The organism is Kroppenstedtia guangzhouensis (genome assembly GCF_014637345.1).
Lineage (GTDB): Bacteria > Bacillota > Bacilli > Thermoactinomycetales > DSM-45169 > Kroppenstedtia > Kroppenstedtia guangzhouensis.
Map to the genome: position 1 here is coordinate 315,784 of NZ_BMEX01000002.1, position 15,466 is coordinate 331,249.

Consider the following 15,466-nt stretch of genomic DNA (forward strand, 5'->3'; position numbering starts at 1 on the left):
AAGGATAATTAAGGGAATTACGCCCCCCATAAAGTCCCGGAAGCGTTGGTGCTTCACGGCCAATGAATGAGGGGAAACCGCAAATTGGCTTGTCCGGCCAGCATTCTCTTGGATTACATCTGCACAACACTTCATCAACAGCCTATACTTATATATTCCACAAAAGAATCTATTCTCCTTTAGAATAAACTAAAAGTTAGTAAATAAAAGTGAATATAATAAACAGACCAACTTCACCCCAGCAAGTGATCTCCCACTGAAAATGACAAATACAAAAAACCCCCTTGCGATCGCCAGCTATGCTTCGGCAAGGGGGTTGGGTAAACGGGAGGTGACTATTCGTAGCGAAGGCATTCGATCGGGTTCATGCGAGAAGCTTTATTGGCGGGCAATAAGCCGAAAATGACACCGAACAGAGCGGAAAACAGGACTGCACCCAAGGTCACCCACGGGGAAATCACTGCCGGTAAAGGAGACAGTAATGCGATCAGGCCAATCGCTCCATACCCCAGCAAGATTCCGATCAATCCACCGATGATGGACAGTGTGACCGATTCGATCAAAAATTGGGTTAATATTTGATTCCGTGTCGCTCCCAAGGACATACGGATTCCGATTTCCCGTGTGCGTTCCGTCACGGATACCAGCATGATATTCATCACACCGATTCCACCGACCAGCAGGGAGATTCCCCCGATACTACCGATGACCATGGTCATGATCCCAGCCACTTGATTAATTCCTTTGACCAGTTGATCCAGGTTCATCACTTCATAATCCCCTTTTGTCTGGTGGTTACTTTCCAGCAACTGGATCGCGGAATCCCCTACATCTTTGATCCGATCCGCACTTTCCGCCTGAAGGGTTAATTGGTTGATCTGGCTTTTACCCAGAACTCCTCGCCAGGTCTGGTAGGGTAAATAGATGATGGCTTGCTCAAAAGAGCCCATCAATCCCTGCGGCTCTTCCAAGACACCGATCACCTGAATCGGTTGCGTTCCGATCCGGATGATTTTCCCTACGGGATCCTCATTGGGAAAGAGATCCTCTTTTATTTTGTGACTGATCACGGCACCGGAATTTCCACTGAGAAAATCAGCGGTTTGAAAAGAACGGCCTTGGGTCACCTGTTGACCGTCCATTTCCATAAAGGCGTTGTTGTTCACTCCGAGCACCATCGCCCCTTCACTTTCCTTTTTTCGGTACCGGATATCCAGTATCTCGTAACTGGATGCAGCTACTTGTTTCACGCCGGGGAGATCTTCCAGATCCCGAATATCCTGTTCTGTGAAGAAACCGGGAGGCACTTGTCCATTGTTGTTGATCAGGGTTTCTTCATTGGGCATCACATTTATGGTATTCCCCGCACCGGCAAATGCTTGGGTCAGCTCCTCCGTCCCTCCCTGACCGATGGCCACAATGATCAAGACGGATGCCACTCCGATCACGATTCCCAGCATGGTTAAAACCGCTCTCATCTTGTGGGCGCGAATGGAATCCAAGGCCATCTTGAGATTCTCAAGCAGTTTCACCGGATCTCCTCCTTCCCTCTGCTCTGGATGGAGTCCCCGATGATGCGGCCGTCACGGATTACGACCTGTCTTTGTGCTCTCTCTGCCACTTCCGGATCGTGAGTGATCACAACCAACGTCCGTCCTTCCCGGTGCAGATCATCAAAGAGATCCAGCACCCGGGCTCCTGAGGCGGTATCCAGTGCACCGGTAGGTTCATCCGCCAATAACAGGTGGGGTTCATTCACCAGCGCACGAGCAATCGCCACCCGCTGTTGCTGTCCCCCGGACAGCTCCGAAGGTCGGTGGTGCTCCCGGTCATCCAAGCCCACTTTGGCCAGCGCCTCCCGGGCCCGTCTCTCCCGTTCCGTCTTGGTAAATCCCGCATAGATCAAAGGCAGTGCCACATTCTGTCGGGCACTCATCCGGGGTAACAGATGAAAATGCTGAAACACAAACCCAATCCATTGATTTCGGATCTGGGCAAGCACGGTTTCATCCGCTTGGCTGACCTCTTTTCCATTCAAATAGTAACTTCCTGCCGTCGGTTGATCCAAACAACCGATCAGATTCATCAGAGTGGATTTCCCTGAACCGGAGGGCCCCATGATGGAGACATACTCCCCCTCCTCAATCGTCAGCGAAATATCCTTCAAGACGGGGACGGCGATTTCTCCTGTTTGATAGGTTTTTTCAATTCCCTCCAACCGAATCATGGAACCGTCACTTCCGCTCCGGTTTTCAAATCATGCGGTGGATTGATGATAATCTCATCTTTCCCGGCCAAACCGGACCGGATTTCCACCCGGTTGCCATCGGAAATCCCCGGGTCCACCTCTTTCCAGATTGCCCGGTTGTTCTCCACTACAAAGACTCCGTCCTTGTCATCCTTTCGAACCAATGCCTTCTGAGTAACGGACTTTACCGTTTGTTCATCCGTCCGGATCGATGCCATCAGCCGGGAACCCAGCTTCAGAGGAATTTTTTGATCCAAACGGATTTCCACTTCATATTTGATCTGATCCGACTCTTTTCCCGCTCCCTCCACCCCGGAGTTCTTGGGCAGTTGGGCAACACGGCTGATTTTCCCGGTCCATTCCCGGCTGGGATCCGCATCCCATTTCAAGGTGACCCGTTGTCCTCTTTTCACTTTTAAGGCATCATATTCTGTCACATCCGCCTGGACTACCAATTGGTTCATATCAGCGACCACCACCGCCGGTTGACGGTCGTCACCGGTCGATCCCGGTGGGTTCACCTGAATCACGGTGCCGCGGAGATTGCTTTTTACCCGCTGGGAAGGGTTTTTGTACTGTAAAATCCCTTTCCCTTTGTTCACTTTGTCCCCCTCGTCCACCAGAATTTTATCAAACTCCCCCATTTCCGGCCGGTAATAGATGGTCTGCATCTCTTTTGGCATCAAACTGCCAGAAGTGGTAATCTCTTCATGAATCGCGGTTTTCTTCAATTTTTCCGTTTTGACTTCCACTTTTTGTGCCTGATTTTTAAGGGCGGCGGCACCCACCGCCAGTCCGATCAGGAGAACAACCCCCAAGCCGATCAATGTTTTTTTATTCATTTTCTTCCCCCATCAAGGTTCGTTTTATGGTGCCATCGAGTCGGCCATTTCCCCCAAAGCGGTAAACCCGGCCATCATCAAGAGAGTCACACCAAAGATGATCAGAGCGATAGCCCAGCCTTTGCCTTTGGATAACCGACCAACGATGGACAAACCACTCGCAGTTAAGATCAATTCCCAAATGGCAAAAATTTCAATCCCACCCAACAATCCCTTGAGAAAACCCTCAGCGGAAACAAAAGCACTCAGACTGGTGGGAAGTGTTTCCGGGTCGGTTCCACCGCCACCTGTCACCCACAGATAAACCATGTAGATCAAGCTGCTGAGAACTGGCAGCAAATACAGATGAGTATTCAATGAAAAGAGCTGTTTAAATGAGGCTTCTCCCCGAAACAACATCATAAACAGCCAATGAAACAAACTTCGTAACAAGAGAAGAACCGGGGTGCCGATCACCCCCCCAAACAGCATGCTTCCAATAGTGATGGCTGTAAAAGCTTCAGGTGGAAGTCCAGCCTCCTCCACCCCCGCCTTTTCCATATAGATGGGATTCTCAACCAAGGCCAAACCTGTAAGTGAAAGAATAATGACACTCAGTACCATCAAGATGGTAAGCGCCATTCCAAACCGGGGTTTTTCCCGGATCCGCTCAAACTGTTCAGTCGGCGAAAACAAAACCCCAAGCAATGAAGGCTTTCTCACCTCGGATGAAGAAGTCTGTACATCGGACAAGCGGCAAACCTCCTTTTTTCATCATCCTCGCTTTATTCCATTCCGTTCACAAACATCGTAACACAGGACCTTTGCAACCATATCAAAAAAGTTTTGCAAAAATGTACCTCCTATCCAAACATGATGATCAGCCATATTTCAGGTGGTAAGATCGTGTTCTACCACACGACTGTTGCACCTATCGTGCACCAATCTCGCCTTTTCTCTCCCGGCCTCGCTGCGACAGTTCACGCTCCCTTTTCATTGTCCATTTTCAGTTCCGCTCAATCACTTCCCTCCCCATCCGTCACGGCAAAAGAGAGGATCACTTGTGTTCCTTCCCCTTCCTCGCTTTGCACAGATACCTCGGCCCCCATTCGCTCACTCCATTCCTTGACAAGAGCCAGACCGATCCCCGCTCCCTCATAGACCCCGCTGGTGACACGTCCTCGGTAATAACGTTGGAACACATGAGCCACCTCTTCTTCGCACATTCCGGATCCGGTATCAGCCACGATCAACAGCACACGGTCTTGATCCTCTTCTGCTGACAGACTGACCAGCCCCCCTTCCGGAGTATGCCGCAGAGCATTCCGGAGCAGATTGTGCAAGATCTGCCGCAGACGGACAGGATCCGCAATGATCTGCCGGTCACTCTCCAGCAGGGACAATTCCAAAGAAATCTTCTTCTCCCGCCAAGCGATGGGCTGAAAGGTTTCGAACACTTCCTGTAACAAGCCGTCCGGATGAAGCAACTCCCGTAAAAACGGCTCATTCTCATCCTGCTCATCTTTTGTGGCCAGCATAAACAATTCATCAATCATCTGTTGCAACCGATCCAACTCCCTGCGGAACAGATCCTGGTTTCCCAGCTCTCCCTTCATCTCCCCGACTTCCAGACATCCTTTCAATATCGCTACAGGTGTTCGTAATTCATGGGAGACATCCGCCATAAACTTCTTTTTTTGACGCAGTAGCGTCTCCACCTGTTCTTTCTCTTTTTCCAACTTCCAGGTCGCCTCTTGCAACGAAGCAGCTACTTGATTCAGCTGATCACTCATCGTCCCCAACTCGTCCGGCCAATCGGTCGCGATCCGGTGATTCAGTCTGCCCTTGGACCACTCCGACGACGCAACCCTCACTTTTTCAAATCGTCGGGTCAAGACCCGGGCACGAAGGTAGGCAAAAAAGGAAGCGATCAGCATGGCCACGATCAAAAAGAGAAAAACACCGCCAAAAGAAACAGCCAAAAACAGAATAAAGATCATAATCATGGAGGAAATTTGCAACACCGGTTCGATCTGTTTCTCCAGCACCACAACCCCGACCACCCGGTACTGATCGTCCCAAACCGGAGCCACTGCCAGATGGGTGGAAGCATTCAGATTTTCTGAACGGGCAACCCCTCCCTGCAGGGATTTTCGAACCAGCTTCTCTTCCCTTCCGGCAGCTCGGGGAGGATCCCCGACCACCCGGTCGCCCTTCCGATCATAAAGCCTCCAGTGACGCTCCTTGGTCACATTGTCAAAATACCAAAAAGGAAAGGGACCCTGGGCCTCCTTCAGCTGATTCACCCATCGTTGTAAATCCTTTTCCGAGGTCCCCGACTGCAAAAGAGGTGAGGTCCAAGTCGCCGCTTCCTTTGCTTGATTCACCCCGCTCAGGTTTTTCGGCATTCCCCAGGTCACCTGATACACCATCCAAACGACCGCACAGAGCCAAAAAAGCAGAACCAACATCATAATGTGGGACAGAGTGAATTGTCGAACCAGCTTCCTCCGTGTCCACTGCAAAAACCGAAACCAACTCCAAAAGACCAAACGATTGCCGGCAATCAACAGAAATAAAATGAAAAAGCTGATCAGGTAGGCGAAGACTTTACTCATCCCCCCCTGATCCTCCATGAAGTACTCATACAATTCCGGATAACTGTTTCCCATCATCTCTTGGAAAAACAACCATTCCAACACTTCATTCAATATGATTTGAGACAGGGATAACAATGATAGAAACCAAAACCAATAACGAATCCGCACCCAGATGGTGCCTGCTTTGCGCCGAAGCCGGTAAGCCGGCCAGATTACCTGCCAAATGAAGATCGCCAGGAAGAAAACAAAATACCATCCGATCTGGACGACGGCCTGCGGCGGCCAAATCATCACCAAGACGATCGAAAAGACCATGGGAAGATTGGTTTCCACAGAAGTGCGCCAAATCCCCGCTCCCCACATCCCTTTGGGGTTCATGCTTCAGAACCTTTCCCCGGGTTGAATTTATAGCCGGTTCCCCAGACCGTTTCAATCGTTTTTCCGTAGATCCCCATTTTTTTGCGCAACCGGGAAATTTGGGTATCCACGGTGCGATCATTCTCCAGATAATCTGCCCGCCAGATCCGATCCATCAAATAAGCCCGGCTGAACACCCGACCGGGATAAGAAAGAAACAGCTCCAACAGCTCATACTCTTTGGGAGTCAAAACCAAGAGCTGTTCTTCCAACTTCACTTCCCGCCTTTCCCGGTCCAACTGCATAAACGGAAAGGAGAGCACCCCATCTTCACAAGTGGACTCCGACCGTTCCTTCCCGAAGGCTGCCCGACGCAACAATGCCCGGACACGGGCTTTCAGCTCCCGGGTACTGAAGGGCTTGGTCATATAATCATCCGCCCCCACTTCCAGCCCCCATACCTTTTCCATTTCATCTCCTCTGGCCGTCAACATCATCACGGGAACAATCGAGGTCTCCCGGATTTTTCGGCAGACTTCCACCCCGTCCATCCGGGGCAACATCCAGTCCAGGATCACCAGATCCGGTTGTTCCTGCATCCACATCCGGTACCCTTCTTCACCATCAGAAGCCACTGAGACCCGATGTCCCTCCAGATGGAGCTGTTCCGAAATAAGTTGGCCCAATCTTTCTTCATCCTCAACCAGTAAAATATGAGACAAGTCCATTCACTCTCTTTTCAAGAAGATATTTCTTCTATCAGTATAACGGAATATGACAAGGGAGAGATACAGCCCCGAAACAGGATCGAACATGGAGCATTTACGATCCCAGCCCATCGACAACAAATCCTCTTCTAAAAAAGAAAAAGCCATCTCCAGAAGGAGTGACTTTCACATTAGTATCCCAGGCGATTTTTGAATAACAGATAGATAAAGTAAGGAGCACCAATAAGTGACACAATCACCCCAGCCGGTACTCCTTCCGGGTCGACAAGGTTGCGTCCAATGGTATCTGCCACCAGCAATAGCCAGCCACCGAGCAACAGACAGATCGGCAGATATAACTGCGTCCGGTGTCCGATGACAGCTTTGGCCAAATGGGGAGCCATCAGTCCAACAAAGGCAATCCCTCCCGTCACCGAAGTCGCCGCGGCTGCCAAGGCGACAGCCGCAAGCAGAAGCAGGAGGCGCTCCCGGTTCAGCTGCAGCCCGACTCCAATCGCCACCGCTTCATCCATGGAGAGAAGGTTCATCTGATTCGATTTGATCCAGACAAATGGAACCAAGATCAAAAGCCATGGAAAAACCGCCCACACAAAGGGCCAATCCACTCCCCAAACAGATCCGGCCAGCCATTTCGCGATGAAATCAACTTTTTGTCGTTCCGCTGAAGAAATGAGAATGATCATCATCCCGGAAAGAGCGGCGGAGAATCCCACCCCGATCAATATCAGACGCATCGGCTGCAATCCTGTGCGTCTTCCATAAGCCAACACATAAATGACTGAGGCAGTCACAAGGGCTCCCACAAAGGCGACAAAGGGAATCGCATAGGCAAAGTTCCCCACCTCCAGCGGGGCAAACAAGAAGAAGACGGTGATCGCCACACCGGCGCCAGAGTTAATGCCGATCGTTCCCGGATCTGCCAAATCATTGCGAGTCACCGATTGCAGGATCCCACCGGACAAAGCGAGGGCCATCCCTGCCAAGCATGTGATCAAGAGTCGGGGGAGGCGAACAGAAAAGAGAATGAACTCTTCTTTAAAAGTTCCCAGACCGATCAAGGTTGGAATCAGACGATCATAGGATAAAGATGCGGGTCCCCACCCCATGCCGATCACCATGGTGAAAAGAATCAAAGCAAAGAGCATATAAATCCAACGTTTTTGCTTGCGCCGGAGGGAAGTCGGGATCACGGGAACGCTTGACCTCCTTTACGGACAATGATGAGAAAGAAGGGCAATCCGACCATGGCCAAAATCGCCACCACCGGGGTTTCATATGGAGCTTGGATCGTCCGTCCAAGTGTGTCCGCAAGCAACATCAAGGTGGCGCCGATGATCGCAGCAGACGGGATGATCAGACGATAATCCACTCCCACGATGGATCGAACAATATGGGGGACCACCAGGCCGACAAATACCAGATTTCCAGCCAATGAAACAGCTGCTCCTGCCAATAAAATGGTAATGACAAAGAGAATCGATTTGATATGTTGCGTCTTTTGCCCCAGTCCTACTGCGATCTCTTCGTTTAAACTGAGTATGGTCAGCTGACGCGAAAAGTAAATCGCCCCAAGGATCCCGACAAAGATGACCGGCATCACCCAATATAGCTGATTCCACGTCGTTCCGATCAATCCACCAGCTGTCCACATCGATACATCCTTTGAAATTTTGAAAATAAGGGCGACTCCCTCTGCCACCGCAAAAAAAAATGTAGAAACGGCCGCTCCCGCCAATACGAGGTGAAAAGGTGAAGCCCCCCCTTTTCGCATGGCACTCAATCCCCAAACGATCAACGAACCTGTCCCGGCTCCGATGAAACAAGCGATCATATTGCCAAAATAGTCGAGGTTCGGAAGAAGTGCGATTGCAATCGCCAAAGCAGCATTTGCCCCCGCTGTGATACCGAGCAGTCCCGGATCGGCGAGGGGGTTGCGCGTCATGCCCTGCATGATGGCCCCCGATACGGATAAAGCAGCACCGACTCCGATGGCAGCAACTTCCCGTGGGAAGCGAATCTCGCGCAAAATATCAATTTTTTGGTTCCTTTCAGAAGAAGTGAGCGCCAGCCAAACATCCCGGACTGTCGTATCTGCTGCCCCCCACACCATTGCTCCGAGGAACATGAGAACAAACAACAGGAGAAAGCCAAAAAATAAAACAGGTAAAGCCCGTGCTCGACGGTTCATGAACCCCTTGTTCCCCCTTCACTCAACCCTTCAGAAAAAACGGGAGATGGCAGATCACAGGATTACCCGTCTTCTCCTTCTGATTCACCGAGAAACTTCTCTTTGAAGACTTCCAACTGATAATCCAGTGTGAGTGGATCATTGAAATAGAACTCCTTCGCGTTCACCACGAAAGCACGACCTTTTTTCACTGCTGGAATGCTTTTATACGTTTTGGTTTTCATATATGAGTTGTCAGTGTCGTCATATTTACTGACGATGAGATAATCTCCGGCAAACTGAGGAAGAACCTCCGGAGACAATGCATGATATCCGGATTTCAATGCTTTTTCCTTCACCTTTTTCGGCAGATTCAGTTCCATCGCCTGGTACAGAACTTCTGTGCCCCGTCCCCAGTTGGTACCGAAAACATAGAGTTGCTTATCAAAATTTTCGATGACGGAAACCGTTGCATCCTCACCGATCCGGGCTTTGATCTCTTGACCGGTTTTTTTGGCCCGTTTCTTGAAATCTTCCACCCAGGCAGTCGCTTCTTTTTCTTTATTGAGCAATTTGCCGATTTCGATATGTTGCTGGAGATAGTCCAGCTTACCATATGTGAATGTCACAGTGGGTGCAATTTTTTCCAATTTATCCCGGTTTTTGATGTTTGAGAGACCGATAATCAAATCCGGGTTGAGTTCGATGATCTTTTCAAGGTTTTCATCCGATACTTCGGGTACGTTTTTCAGTTGTTTTTCCCAACGTGGGTTCATCCGGGACCACGAGTCGACACCGACCAGGTTGACATCCAGTGCCATGACATTACCGGCGAATGATGAGAGCACAACCACCCGTTTCGGGTCAGCGGGCACCTCGACGGGGCCATTTTCAGATGGATAGATGATGGTTTTTTTTGATCCCTTTGCTTCCTCTTTACCTTGGGGACTGCACGCGCCGGCAAGCATCAAGGAGACCAGCAAAATCGGAATGAGCCATTTCTTCATCTTGTTGATCTTCTCCTTTGATCAAGTTGTAAGTGAGACAGATGGGTCTGTCTGTGCGTGGATCCCGATCGATGACCGCGTCGATCTGGAAGACTTCACGCAGCACATCGGGGACAATCACTTCTTCACAAGATCCCGCCCGGACGATTTGACCCTGTTTCATCGCAATGATGTAATCAGCAAAGCGCGCTGCTTGATTGAGGTCATGAAGGACCATGATGATGGTTCGACCCTGTTCGCGATTCAGCTTCTGCAACAGCTCCAGCACTTCCAATTGATGAGCCAAATCAAGATAGGTCGTCGGTTCATCCAAGAAAATAATATCTGTCTCTTGGGCCAAAGCCATCGCAATCCAAACGCGTTGTCGCTGACCCCCTGACAATGCGTCCACCGGGCGATGTTTAAATTCCGTCGTACCGGTCACCTCCAGCGCCCAGTCGATCACTTCCCGATCCCGCCGGGTCCACCGCCCCCATCCTTTTTGATAAGGAAAGCGACCGTAAGAGACGAGCTCCACAACGGTTAGCCCTCTTGCTCCTTCCGGTGTTTGTGGTAAAATCGCCAGGTTTTGCGCGATGGTTTTTGTATTTTCACGGGCGATATCCACACCGTCCAGCAAGACCGCCCCGGAGTGCGGGGAGATGATGCGTGTCATCGCTTTCAGCAACGTTGACTTACCGCAGCCGTTTGCTCCGATGATGGTGGTAATGTTTCCATCGGGAATGACCACACTCAAATCCTGGACAATCAGATGATCGCCATATCCGATGTGTAAACCTTCGGTATGTAGTCGAAACATCTCTGTCCCAACACCTCAACATTCGTTTGATAATGATTATCAATTTCGTCATCACTATAACAAGGAGTTAATGATCCTGTCAACTCACAAATCAGAACAAAAATCGCCCTTCCATCCGTCAATCTTTCTTAACGGACATTCATCGTACCGTTCATACATTTTTCCCGGCTTTCGGAAGTTGCTTTTGATCATGAATCCATCCAAACCATCCCTGGCGAAAAACATCTCATCTCTCTTCTCTGCCTCCATCCCTTTTGCAAAAAGCATAGAAACACTGTATAGTCAATTCATCAAATGAGAATGAGAATCAGTCATGATCGGAGGAAATGTGGATGGAACAACAGGAATTGTTTGATGTAACCGTGATCGGCGGTGGCCCTGCCGGGTTGTACGCCTCCTTTTACAGTGGGTTACGGGAAATGAAGACCAAGATAATCGAGTACCGGCCTCAGTTGGGTGGAAAAGTTCACATCTATCCTGAGAAGATGATTTGGGATGTCGGCGCTTTGACTCCCGTAACCGGAGCCCAATTGATTGAGCAAATGGTACAACAAGGTTTAACCTTTCATCCCACAGTGGTTTTAGGAGAAAAGGTGGAACGGATCTCCAAACAAAAAACCGGTCACTTTGTTTTGGAAACAGATTCCGGGGAACGTCATCTTTCCAAAACAGTCATTGTTGCAACAGGAAGCGGAATCCTTCAACCTCAGAGACTTCACATCGAAGGAGCCGAAAAATTTGAGGTTACCAATTTGCATTACACTGTGAGATCGCTGAAGACTTTTAAAGACAAAACCGTCATCATTTCCGGAGGAGGAAATACCGCCATCGATTGGGCCAACGAGTTGGAACCCGTAGCGAAAAAAATCTATTTGACGTATCGAAAGGGAACGCTGAAAGGTCACGAATCTCAAGTGACAAAATTGATGAACAGCTCCATTGAGTGTTTATTCCATACAACCATTACCAAACTGATTGCCGACCAGGCACAGGATCGCATCGAGATGGTTGAGTTGACAAACCGAAAAACGGGGGCCATCCTGCGTCTTGCCGTGGATGACGTCATTATTAACCATGGGTACGAACAGGACACCAGTCTACTGAAAAACAGTGAACTGCCCATCGCACTGGTGGATGACTTTTACATCAAAGGGAATGTCAACGGCGAATCATCCGTTCCAGGACTCTATGCTGCGGGAGATATATTGCATCATGAAGGAAAACTTCAACTGATTGCGGGGGCGTTCCAGGATGCGGCCAACGCTGTCAATCGAGCCAAAGTGTATATCCAACCGGATGCTTCCCAAACTGCGACGGTCTCTTCCCACCATGAAATATTTCAATCACGAAATCGGGAAATGGCTCGACAGATCCTGAAAAAAAGTTAAAATCGGAGGGAAAGCCGGTTTTCACGACACTTTTTTGGTATTTGTGCGGTTAAGCCGCTAAGGAGTAAGATTTTACGCTACAATGAGATGAGGGGGGACGGTATTTACCTGGAAACTTCCGAAGAGCCGACCTCGTTATTGAATGGTGAGGAAAAAGGAGGTTTTTCCACTTGAATCTGAAAAAATGGAGCCGGTTTGCACTGATTGGCCTCTTCCTGTTTGCCGTCACTTTGCCTCAGACCGTATCCGCCGACGCGGTGGCCGGTGACTCCGTGGTTACCCTGGGAGCGGATCTCACCCAGGAACAGCGCCAGTCGCTCTTGCAGGAGATGAACGTCGACCCCGATGTGGAAACCATCGATGTCAGTATCGATGACATCCGCACATACCTTCAAGGCGGAACCGGTGGAACCGGAAGCAGCGGAGGCGGGGACAACAAAGCCTACTCTTCCGCCAAGATCACCCTGGCGGAAAAAGGAACCGGAATTCGGGTGAAAGCGCACAATGTGACCCGCGTCAGTGAGCAAATGTACGCCAACGCCCTGCTCACCGCCGGTGTGACTGACGCCGAAGTGTATGTCACCTCCCCGAAGCCCGTCACCGGAACCGCGGCTCTCACCGGGATCATGATGGCCTTTGAAAAGGTTTCCAACAAGGAGATCAGCCAGGAGCAACGGCAAGTGGCCAACGAAGAGATGCTCCGGACCTCCGAGCTGGGCCAAAAAATCGGTGACAAGGATAGAGCCGCTCAGTTCATGACCGAGGTCAAGGAGCAAATCGCTGAGAAAAAGCCGGAAAGCAAGGAAGAGGTCCGCGATATTATCATCAATGTCGCCGGTGACCTGAACATCAATCTGAACAACCAGGATATCACCAATATCACCAATGTCATGTACAATTTCTCCCAATTGGATATCGACTGGAATTCCTTCGGGGATCAGCTCAACAAACTGAAAGGTCAGCTGGAGAATTTGGTCAACTCCGAGGAAGCCCAAGGCTGGTTCGATCAATTCATGGCTTGGCTGAGCGACTTGTTCGATAGCATCGCCAATGCTTTCTCCGGTAAATAAATGACAAGATCCCGCAGAGCGGTTGCTTTGCGGGATCTTTGATGAAATTGAAATCCGGCCCTGCCGATTTCTCTATACCTCGGAGATCCAACTGACCAGCGTCAAGATTCCACCCGGGGACAGATGGATCCCACCGGTGATCCGGCAGTTTTTACGAGGGTTCGTGTATGATATTCCGGATTTTGATCCGGAGATCCCGGGCCGTCATCTTCTCCAATACCCTCACAGTCTCCCAACCATTGAAATCCACCCGGGAATCTCTCGTCCTTTCCCGAATCTCTCTCTTATCAAAGGAATATATTAACTAAAAGACAGAGACTCCACCCACAAATATGGACTCAAAGTAAAAACCCGGTCCTCATCCGGGTTTTCGGTGATCTTTTAAAGCAACGTTATTCTTTGGATATCCACAGGTTCCGAGATTTTTCTCGACTTTTTCATCGCGGATCATTTCGGATCGGAAGTGATCAGGGAATGGGCGATCTTTTCGATGGTCTCTTTCATCTTTTCCAAAGGTTTCGGTTTGGAAAAGGCGTGGGCTGTTCCCGTGTCATGATTCTGGATCACAAACAGCGCCAGTGCGATCATCAATGAAATCAATTGGATCCTTCTCTTATTCACAGTGGCCTAACCTCTCCGTTCCCGCTGCAAATCACTCTGTCATATTATTCGTATCGAAAGATGATTTTCAGTCCGCTTGGTTGGCCATCCGGACAAAATTCAAAACAGATGAAGCCGCCGGTCTGACGCCGGCGGCTTCTGATCACTGCACCTCTTGGAAACCGTTCCCATTCAGGTGAAACCGTTTCAGGAACTCCTGGAGACGCTCTGTCTTCGGTTGGGTGAAAATCTGTGACGGGGGACCTTGCTCCAGAATCTTCCCATCATCGAAGAAGCAGATTCGGTCCGCCACTTCCCGGGCAAAGCTCATCTCGTGGGTGATCAACAACATCGCCATATCCCCCTGCCTGGCGAGATCCTTGATCACATTGAGCACTTCTCCCACCGTCTCTGGATCCAAAGCGGAGGTGGGCTCGTCAAAGAGCATCACTTTGGGGCGCATTACCAGGGCCCGGGCGATGGCCACACGCTGTTGCTGGCCCCCGGAGAGATTGGCCGGATACTGATCCACCTTGTCCAGCATCCCCACTTTATCCAACATCTCCTTAGCCCTTTCCACCGCTTCTTTTTTCGGAAGCCCCAAAACCTTGACAGGAGCTTCCGTGCAGTTTCGCAGGATCGTCATGTGTGGGAACAGATTGAAATGCTGAAACACCATTCCGATATCCCCCCGCACCTCATGAAGATGCCGTTCATTGGCGGGAACCAGTTTTCCTTTCACTTCCCTGTGCCACAGATGACGGCCATCCACCTGGATCGTACCGGCCGACGGTTTTTCCAAAGTCATGAGCAGTCGAGCCAGAGTGGTTTTTCCGGAACCGCTGGGCCCGATGATCGCCACCCGTTCACCGGGATAAAGGTCAAAATCAATCTCCTTCAGAACCTGGTGATCCCCGAAGGATTTGCTGATATTCCTATATTTGATGATCGGCTCCTTACCATCGGTCTGCTGAGTCTCATCGGTTTCAGTCACGTCCATTCACTTCCTTCCTCACTTGCGATTCAAGTCCAGCCGCAACTCCAGACGTTTAACCAAAAGGGAGGCCAGATAGCTGAGGATCAGGAAGAAGATCCCCACCAGGGTGATCGGCTCCAGATAGCGAAAAGTGTTGGAACCGATACTCTGGGCGGTCCCCAGGAGCTCTCCCACACTGATCGCCGCCAACAGAGGCGTCTCCTTGAATAGAACGATGAGGTAGTTTCCCATCACGGGAACCACCGGCCGGATCGCCTGGGGCAGAATAATCGATCTCCATTTCTGCCAAGCGGAAAAATTGAGTGCGGTGGCCGCCTCCCACTGACCTCGAGGCACCGACTCGATTCCTGCCCGGTACACTTCGGACAGATAGGTGCTGTAGTGAATTCCGAGCCCCAAAATTCCCGCTGCCAAAGGTGGCAAAGTCAATCCAAACAGGTCAGGAAAGACGAAGAATATGAAATAGAGTTGAACCAGCAGGGGCGTCGTCCGGAAAAATTCCACAAAACCATAGGTGGGCCAAGAAATCCATCGGTGACGGGAACGACGTCCCAGGGCGAGGATCAGACCGAAAACCATGGCGAAGGCAAATGCCCCGATGGTGGCTTCGAGGGTGACATGGAGGACGGATAACAGTTCCGGCAGCACTTCATTCCATGTGAAATCCCAATTCCAATCCATCGG

15 protein-coding genes are annotated in these 15,466 nt (G+C 50.3%); 2 read left to right on the forward strand and 13 right to left on the reverse strand.

Annotation, left to right across the window (positions count from 1 at the left end):
* Positions 1-335 precede the first annotated feature (335 nt).
* From IEV46_RS03960 to IEV46_RS04005, 10 genes are all read right to left on the reverse strand, one after another.
* Positions 336-1,532, reverse strand: a complete 1,197-nt coding sequence (locus IEV46_RS03960) for an ABC transporter permease (RefSeq protein WP_188430120.1) — start codon at positions 1,530-1,532, stop codon at positions 336-338.
* Positions 1,529-2,227, reverse strand: coding sequence for an ABC transporter ATP-binding protein (locus tag IEV46_RS03965; RefSeq protein ID WP_188430122.1), 699 nt, complete (start codon positions 2,225-2,227; stop codon positions 1,529-1,531). The genes IEV46_RS03960 and IEV46_RS03965 overlap by 4 nt, the downstream gene beginning before the upstream one ends.
* The gene (locus IEV46_RS03970) at positions 2,224-3,090 is read right to left on the reverse strand and encodes an efflux RND transporter periplasmic adaptor subunit (RefSeq protein ID WP_188430124.1); all 867 of its coding nucleotides are present in this window, start codon (positions 3,088-3,090) and stop codon (positions 2,224-2,226) included. Before IEV46_RS03970 ends, IEV46_RS03965 begins: the two co-directional genes overlap by 4 nt.
* Before the next feature lie 24 nt (positions 3,091-3,114).
* Entirely contained in the window at positions 3,115-3,822 is a 708-nt protein-coding gene (gene yknW, locus IEV46_RS03975; protein ID WP_188430126.1) for a YknW family membrane protein, read from the reverse strand.
* Between the two features lie 263 nt (positions 3,823-4,085).
* Positions 4,086-6,047 carry an ATP-binding protein gene (locus tag IEV46_RS03980; protein ID WP_188430128.1) on the reverse strand — a complete coding sequence of 654 codons (1,962 nt, stop codon included), beginning with the start codon at positions 6,045-6,047 and terminating at the stop codon, positions 4,086-4,088.
* The gene (locus IEV46_RS03985; RefSeq protein WP_268235870.1) at positions 6,044-6,754 is read right to left on the reverse strand and encodes a response regulator transcription factor; all 711 of its coding nucleotides are present in this window, start codon (positions 6,752-6,754) and stop codon (positions 6,044-6,046) included. Before IEV46_RS03985 ends, IEV46_RS03980 begins: the two co-directional genes overlap by 4 nt.
* A gap of 170 nt (positions 6,755-6,924) precedes the next feature.
* The gene (locus tag IEV46_RS03990) at positions 6,925-7,944 is read right to left on the reverse strand and encodes a FecCD family ABC transporter permease (protein WP_188430133.1); all 1,020 of its coding nucleotides are present in this window, start codon (positions 7,942-7,944) and stop codon (positions 6,925-6,927) included.
* Positions 7,941-8,942 carry a FecCD family ABC transporter permease gene (locus tag IEV46_RS03995; protein ID WP_188430135.1) on the reverse strand — a complete coding sequence of 334 codons (1,002 nt, stop codon included), beginning with the start codon at positions 8,940-8,942 and terminating at the stop codon, positions 7,941-7,943. Before IEV46_RS03995 ends, IEV46_RS03990 begins: the two co-directional genes overlap by 4 nt.
* A gap of 62 nt (positions 8,943-9,004) precedes the next feature.
* The gene (locus IEV46_RS04000) at positions 9,005-9,928 is read right to left on the reverse strand and encodes an iron-hydroxamate ABC transporter substrate-binding protein (protein ID WP_188430137.1); all 924 of its coding nucleotides are present in this window, start codon (positions 9,926-9,928) and stop codon (positions 9,005-9,007) included.
* Complete coding sequence (locus IEV46_RS04005) at positions 9,858-10,727, reverse strand: ABC transporter ATP-binding protein (protein WP_188430139.1); 870 nt, start codon at positions 10,725-10,727, stop codon at positions 9,858-9,860. Before IEV46_RS04005 ends, IEV46_RS04000 begins: the two co-directional genes overlap by 71 nt.
* Positions 10,728-11,059: 332 nt before the next feature.
* Between IEV46_RS04005 and IEV46_RS04010 the strand changes: the two genes are divergently transcribed.
* Positions 11,060-12,115: an NAD(P)/FAD-dependent oxidoreductase gene (locus tag IEV46_RS04010; protein ID WP_188430141.1), complete on the forward strand. Its 1,056-nt coding sequence runs from the start codon at positions 11,060-11,062 to the stop codon at positions 12,113-12,115.
* 170 nt (positions 12,116-12,285) lie between these two features.
* Positions 12,286-13,185 carry a DUF1002 domain-containing protein gene (locus IEV46_RS04015; protein ID WP_188430143.1) on the forward strand — a complete coding sequence of 300 codons (900 nt, stop codon included), beginning with the start codon at positions 12,286-12,288 and terminating at the stop codon, positions 13,183-13,185.
* Positions 13,186-13,632: 447 nt separating this feature from the next.
* On the opposite strand, the gene IEV46_RS04020 is transcribed toward IEV46_RS04015, so the two are convergent.
* From IEV46_RS04020 to ehuD, 3 genes are all read right to left on the reverse strand, one after another.
* Positions 13,633-13,806, reverse strand: a complete 174-nt coding sequence (locus IEV46_RS04020) for a hypothetical protein (RefSeq protein ID WP_188430146.1) — start codon at positions 13,804-13,806, stop codon at positions 13,633-13,635.
* Between the two features lie 142 nt (positions 13,807-13,948).
* Positions 13,949-14,785, reverse strand: coding sequence for an ectoine/hydroxyectoine ABC transporter ATP-binding protein EhuA (gene ehuA, locus IEV46_RS04025; RefSeq protein ID WP_308420263.1), 837 nt, complete (start codon positions 14,783-14,785; stop codon positions 13,949-13,951).
* Between the two features lie 12 nt (positions 14,786-14,797).
* Positions 14,798-15,463 (reverse strand): ectoine/hydroxyectoine ABC transporter permease subunit EhuD, encoded by a 666-nt coding sequence (ehuD, locus tag IEV46_RS04030; protein WP_188430148.1) that lies wholly within the window; start codon positions 15,461-15,463, stop codon positions 14,798-14,800.
* Positions 15,464-15,466 lie beyond the last annotated feature (3 nt).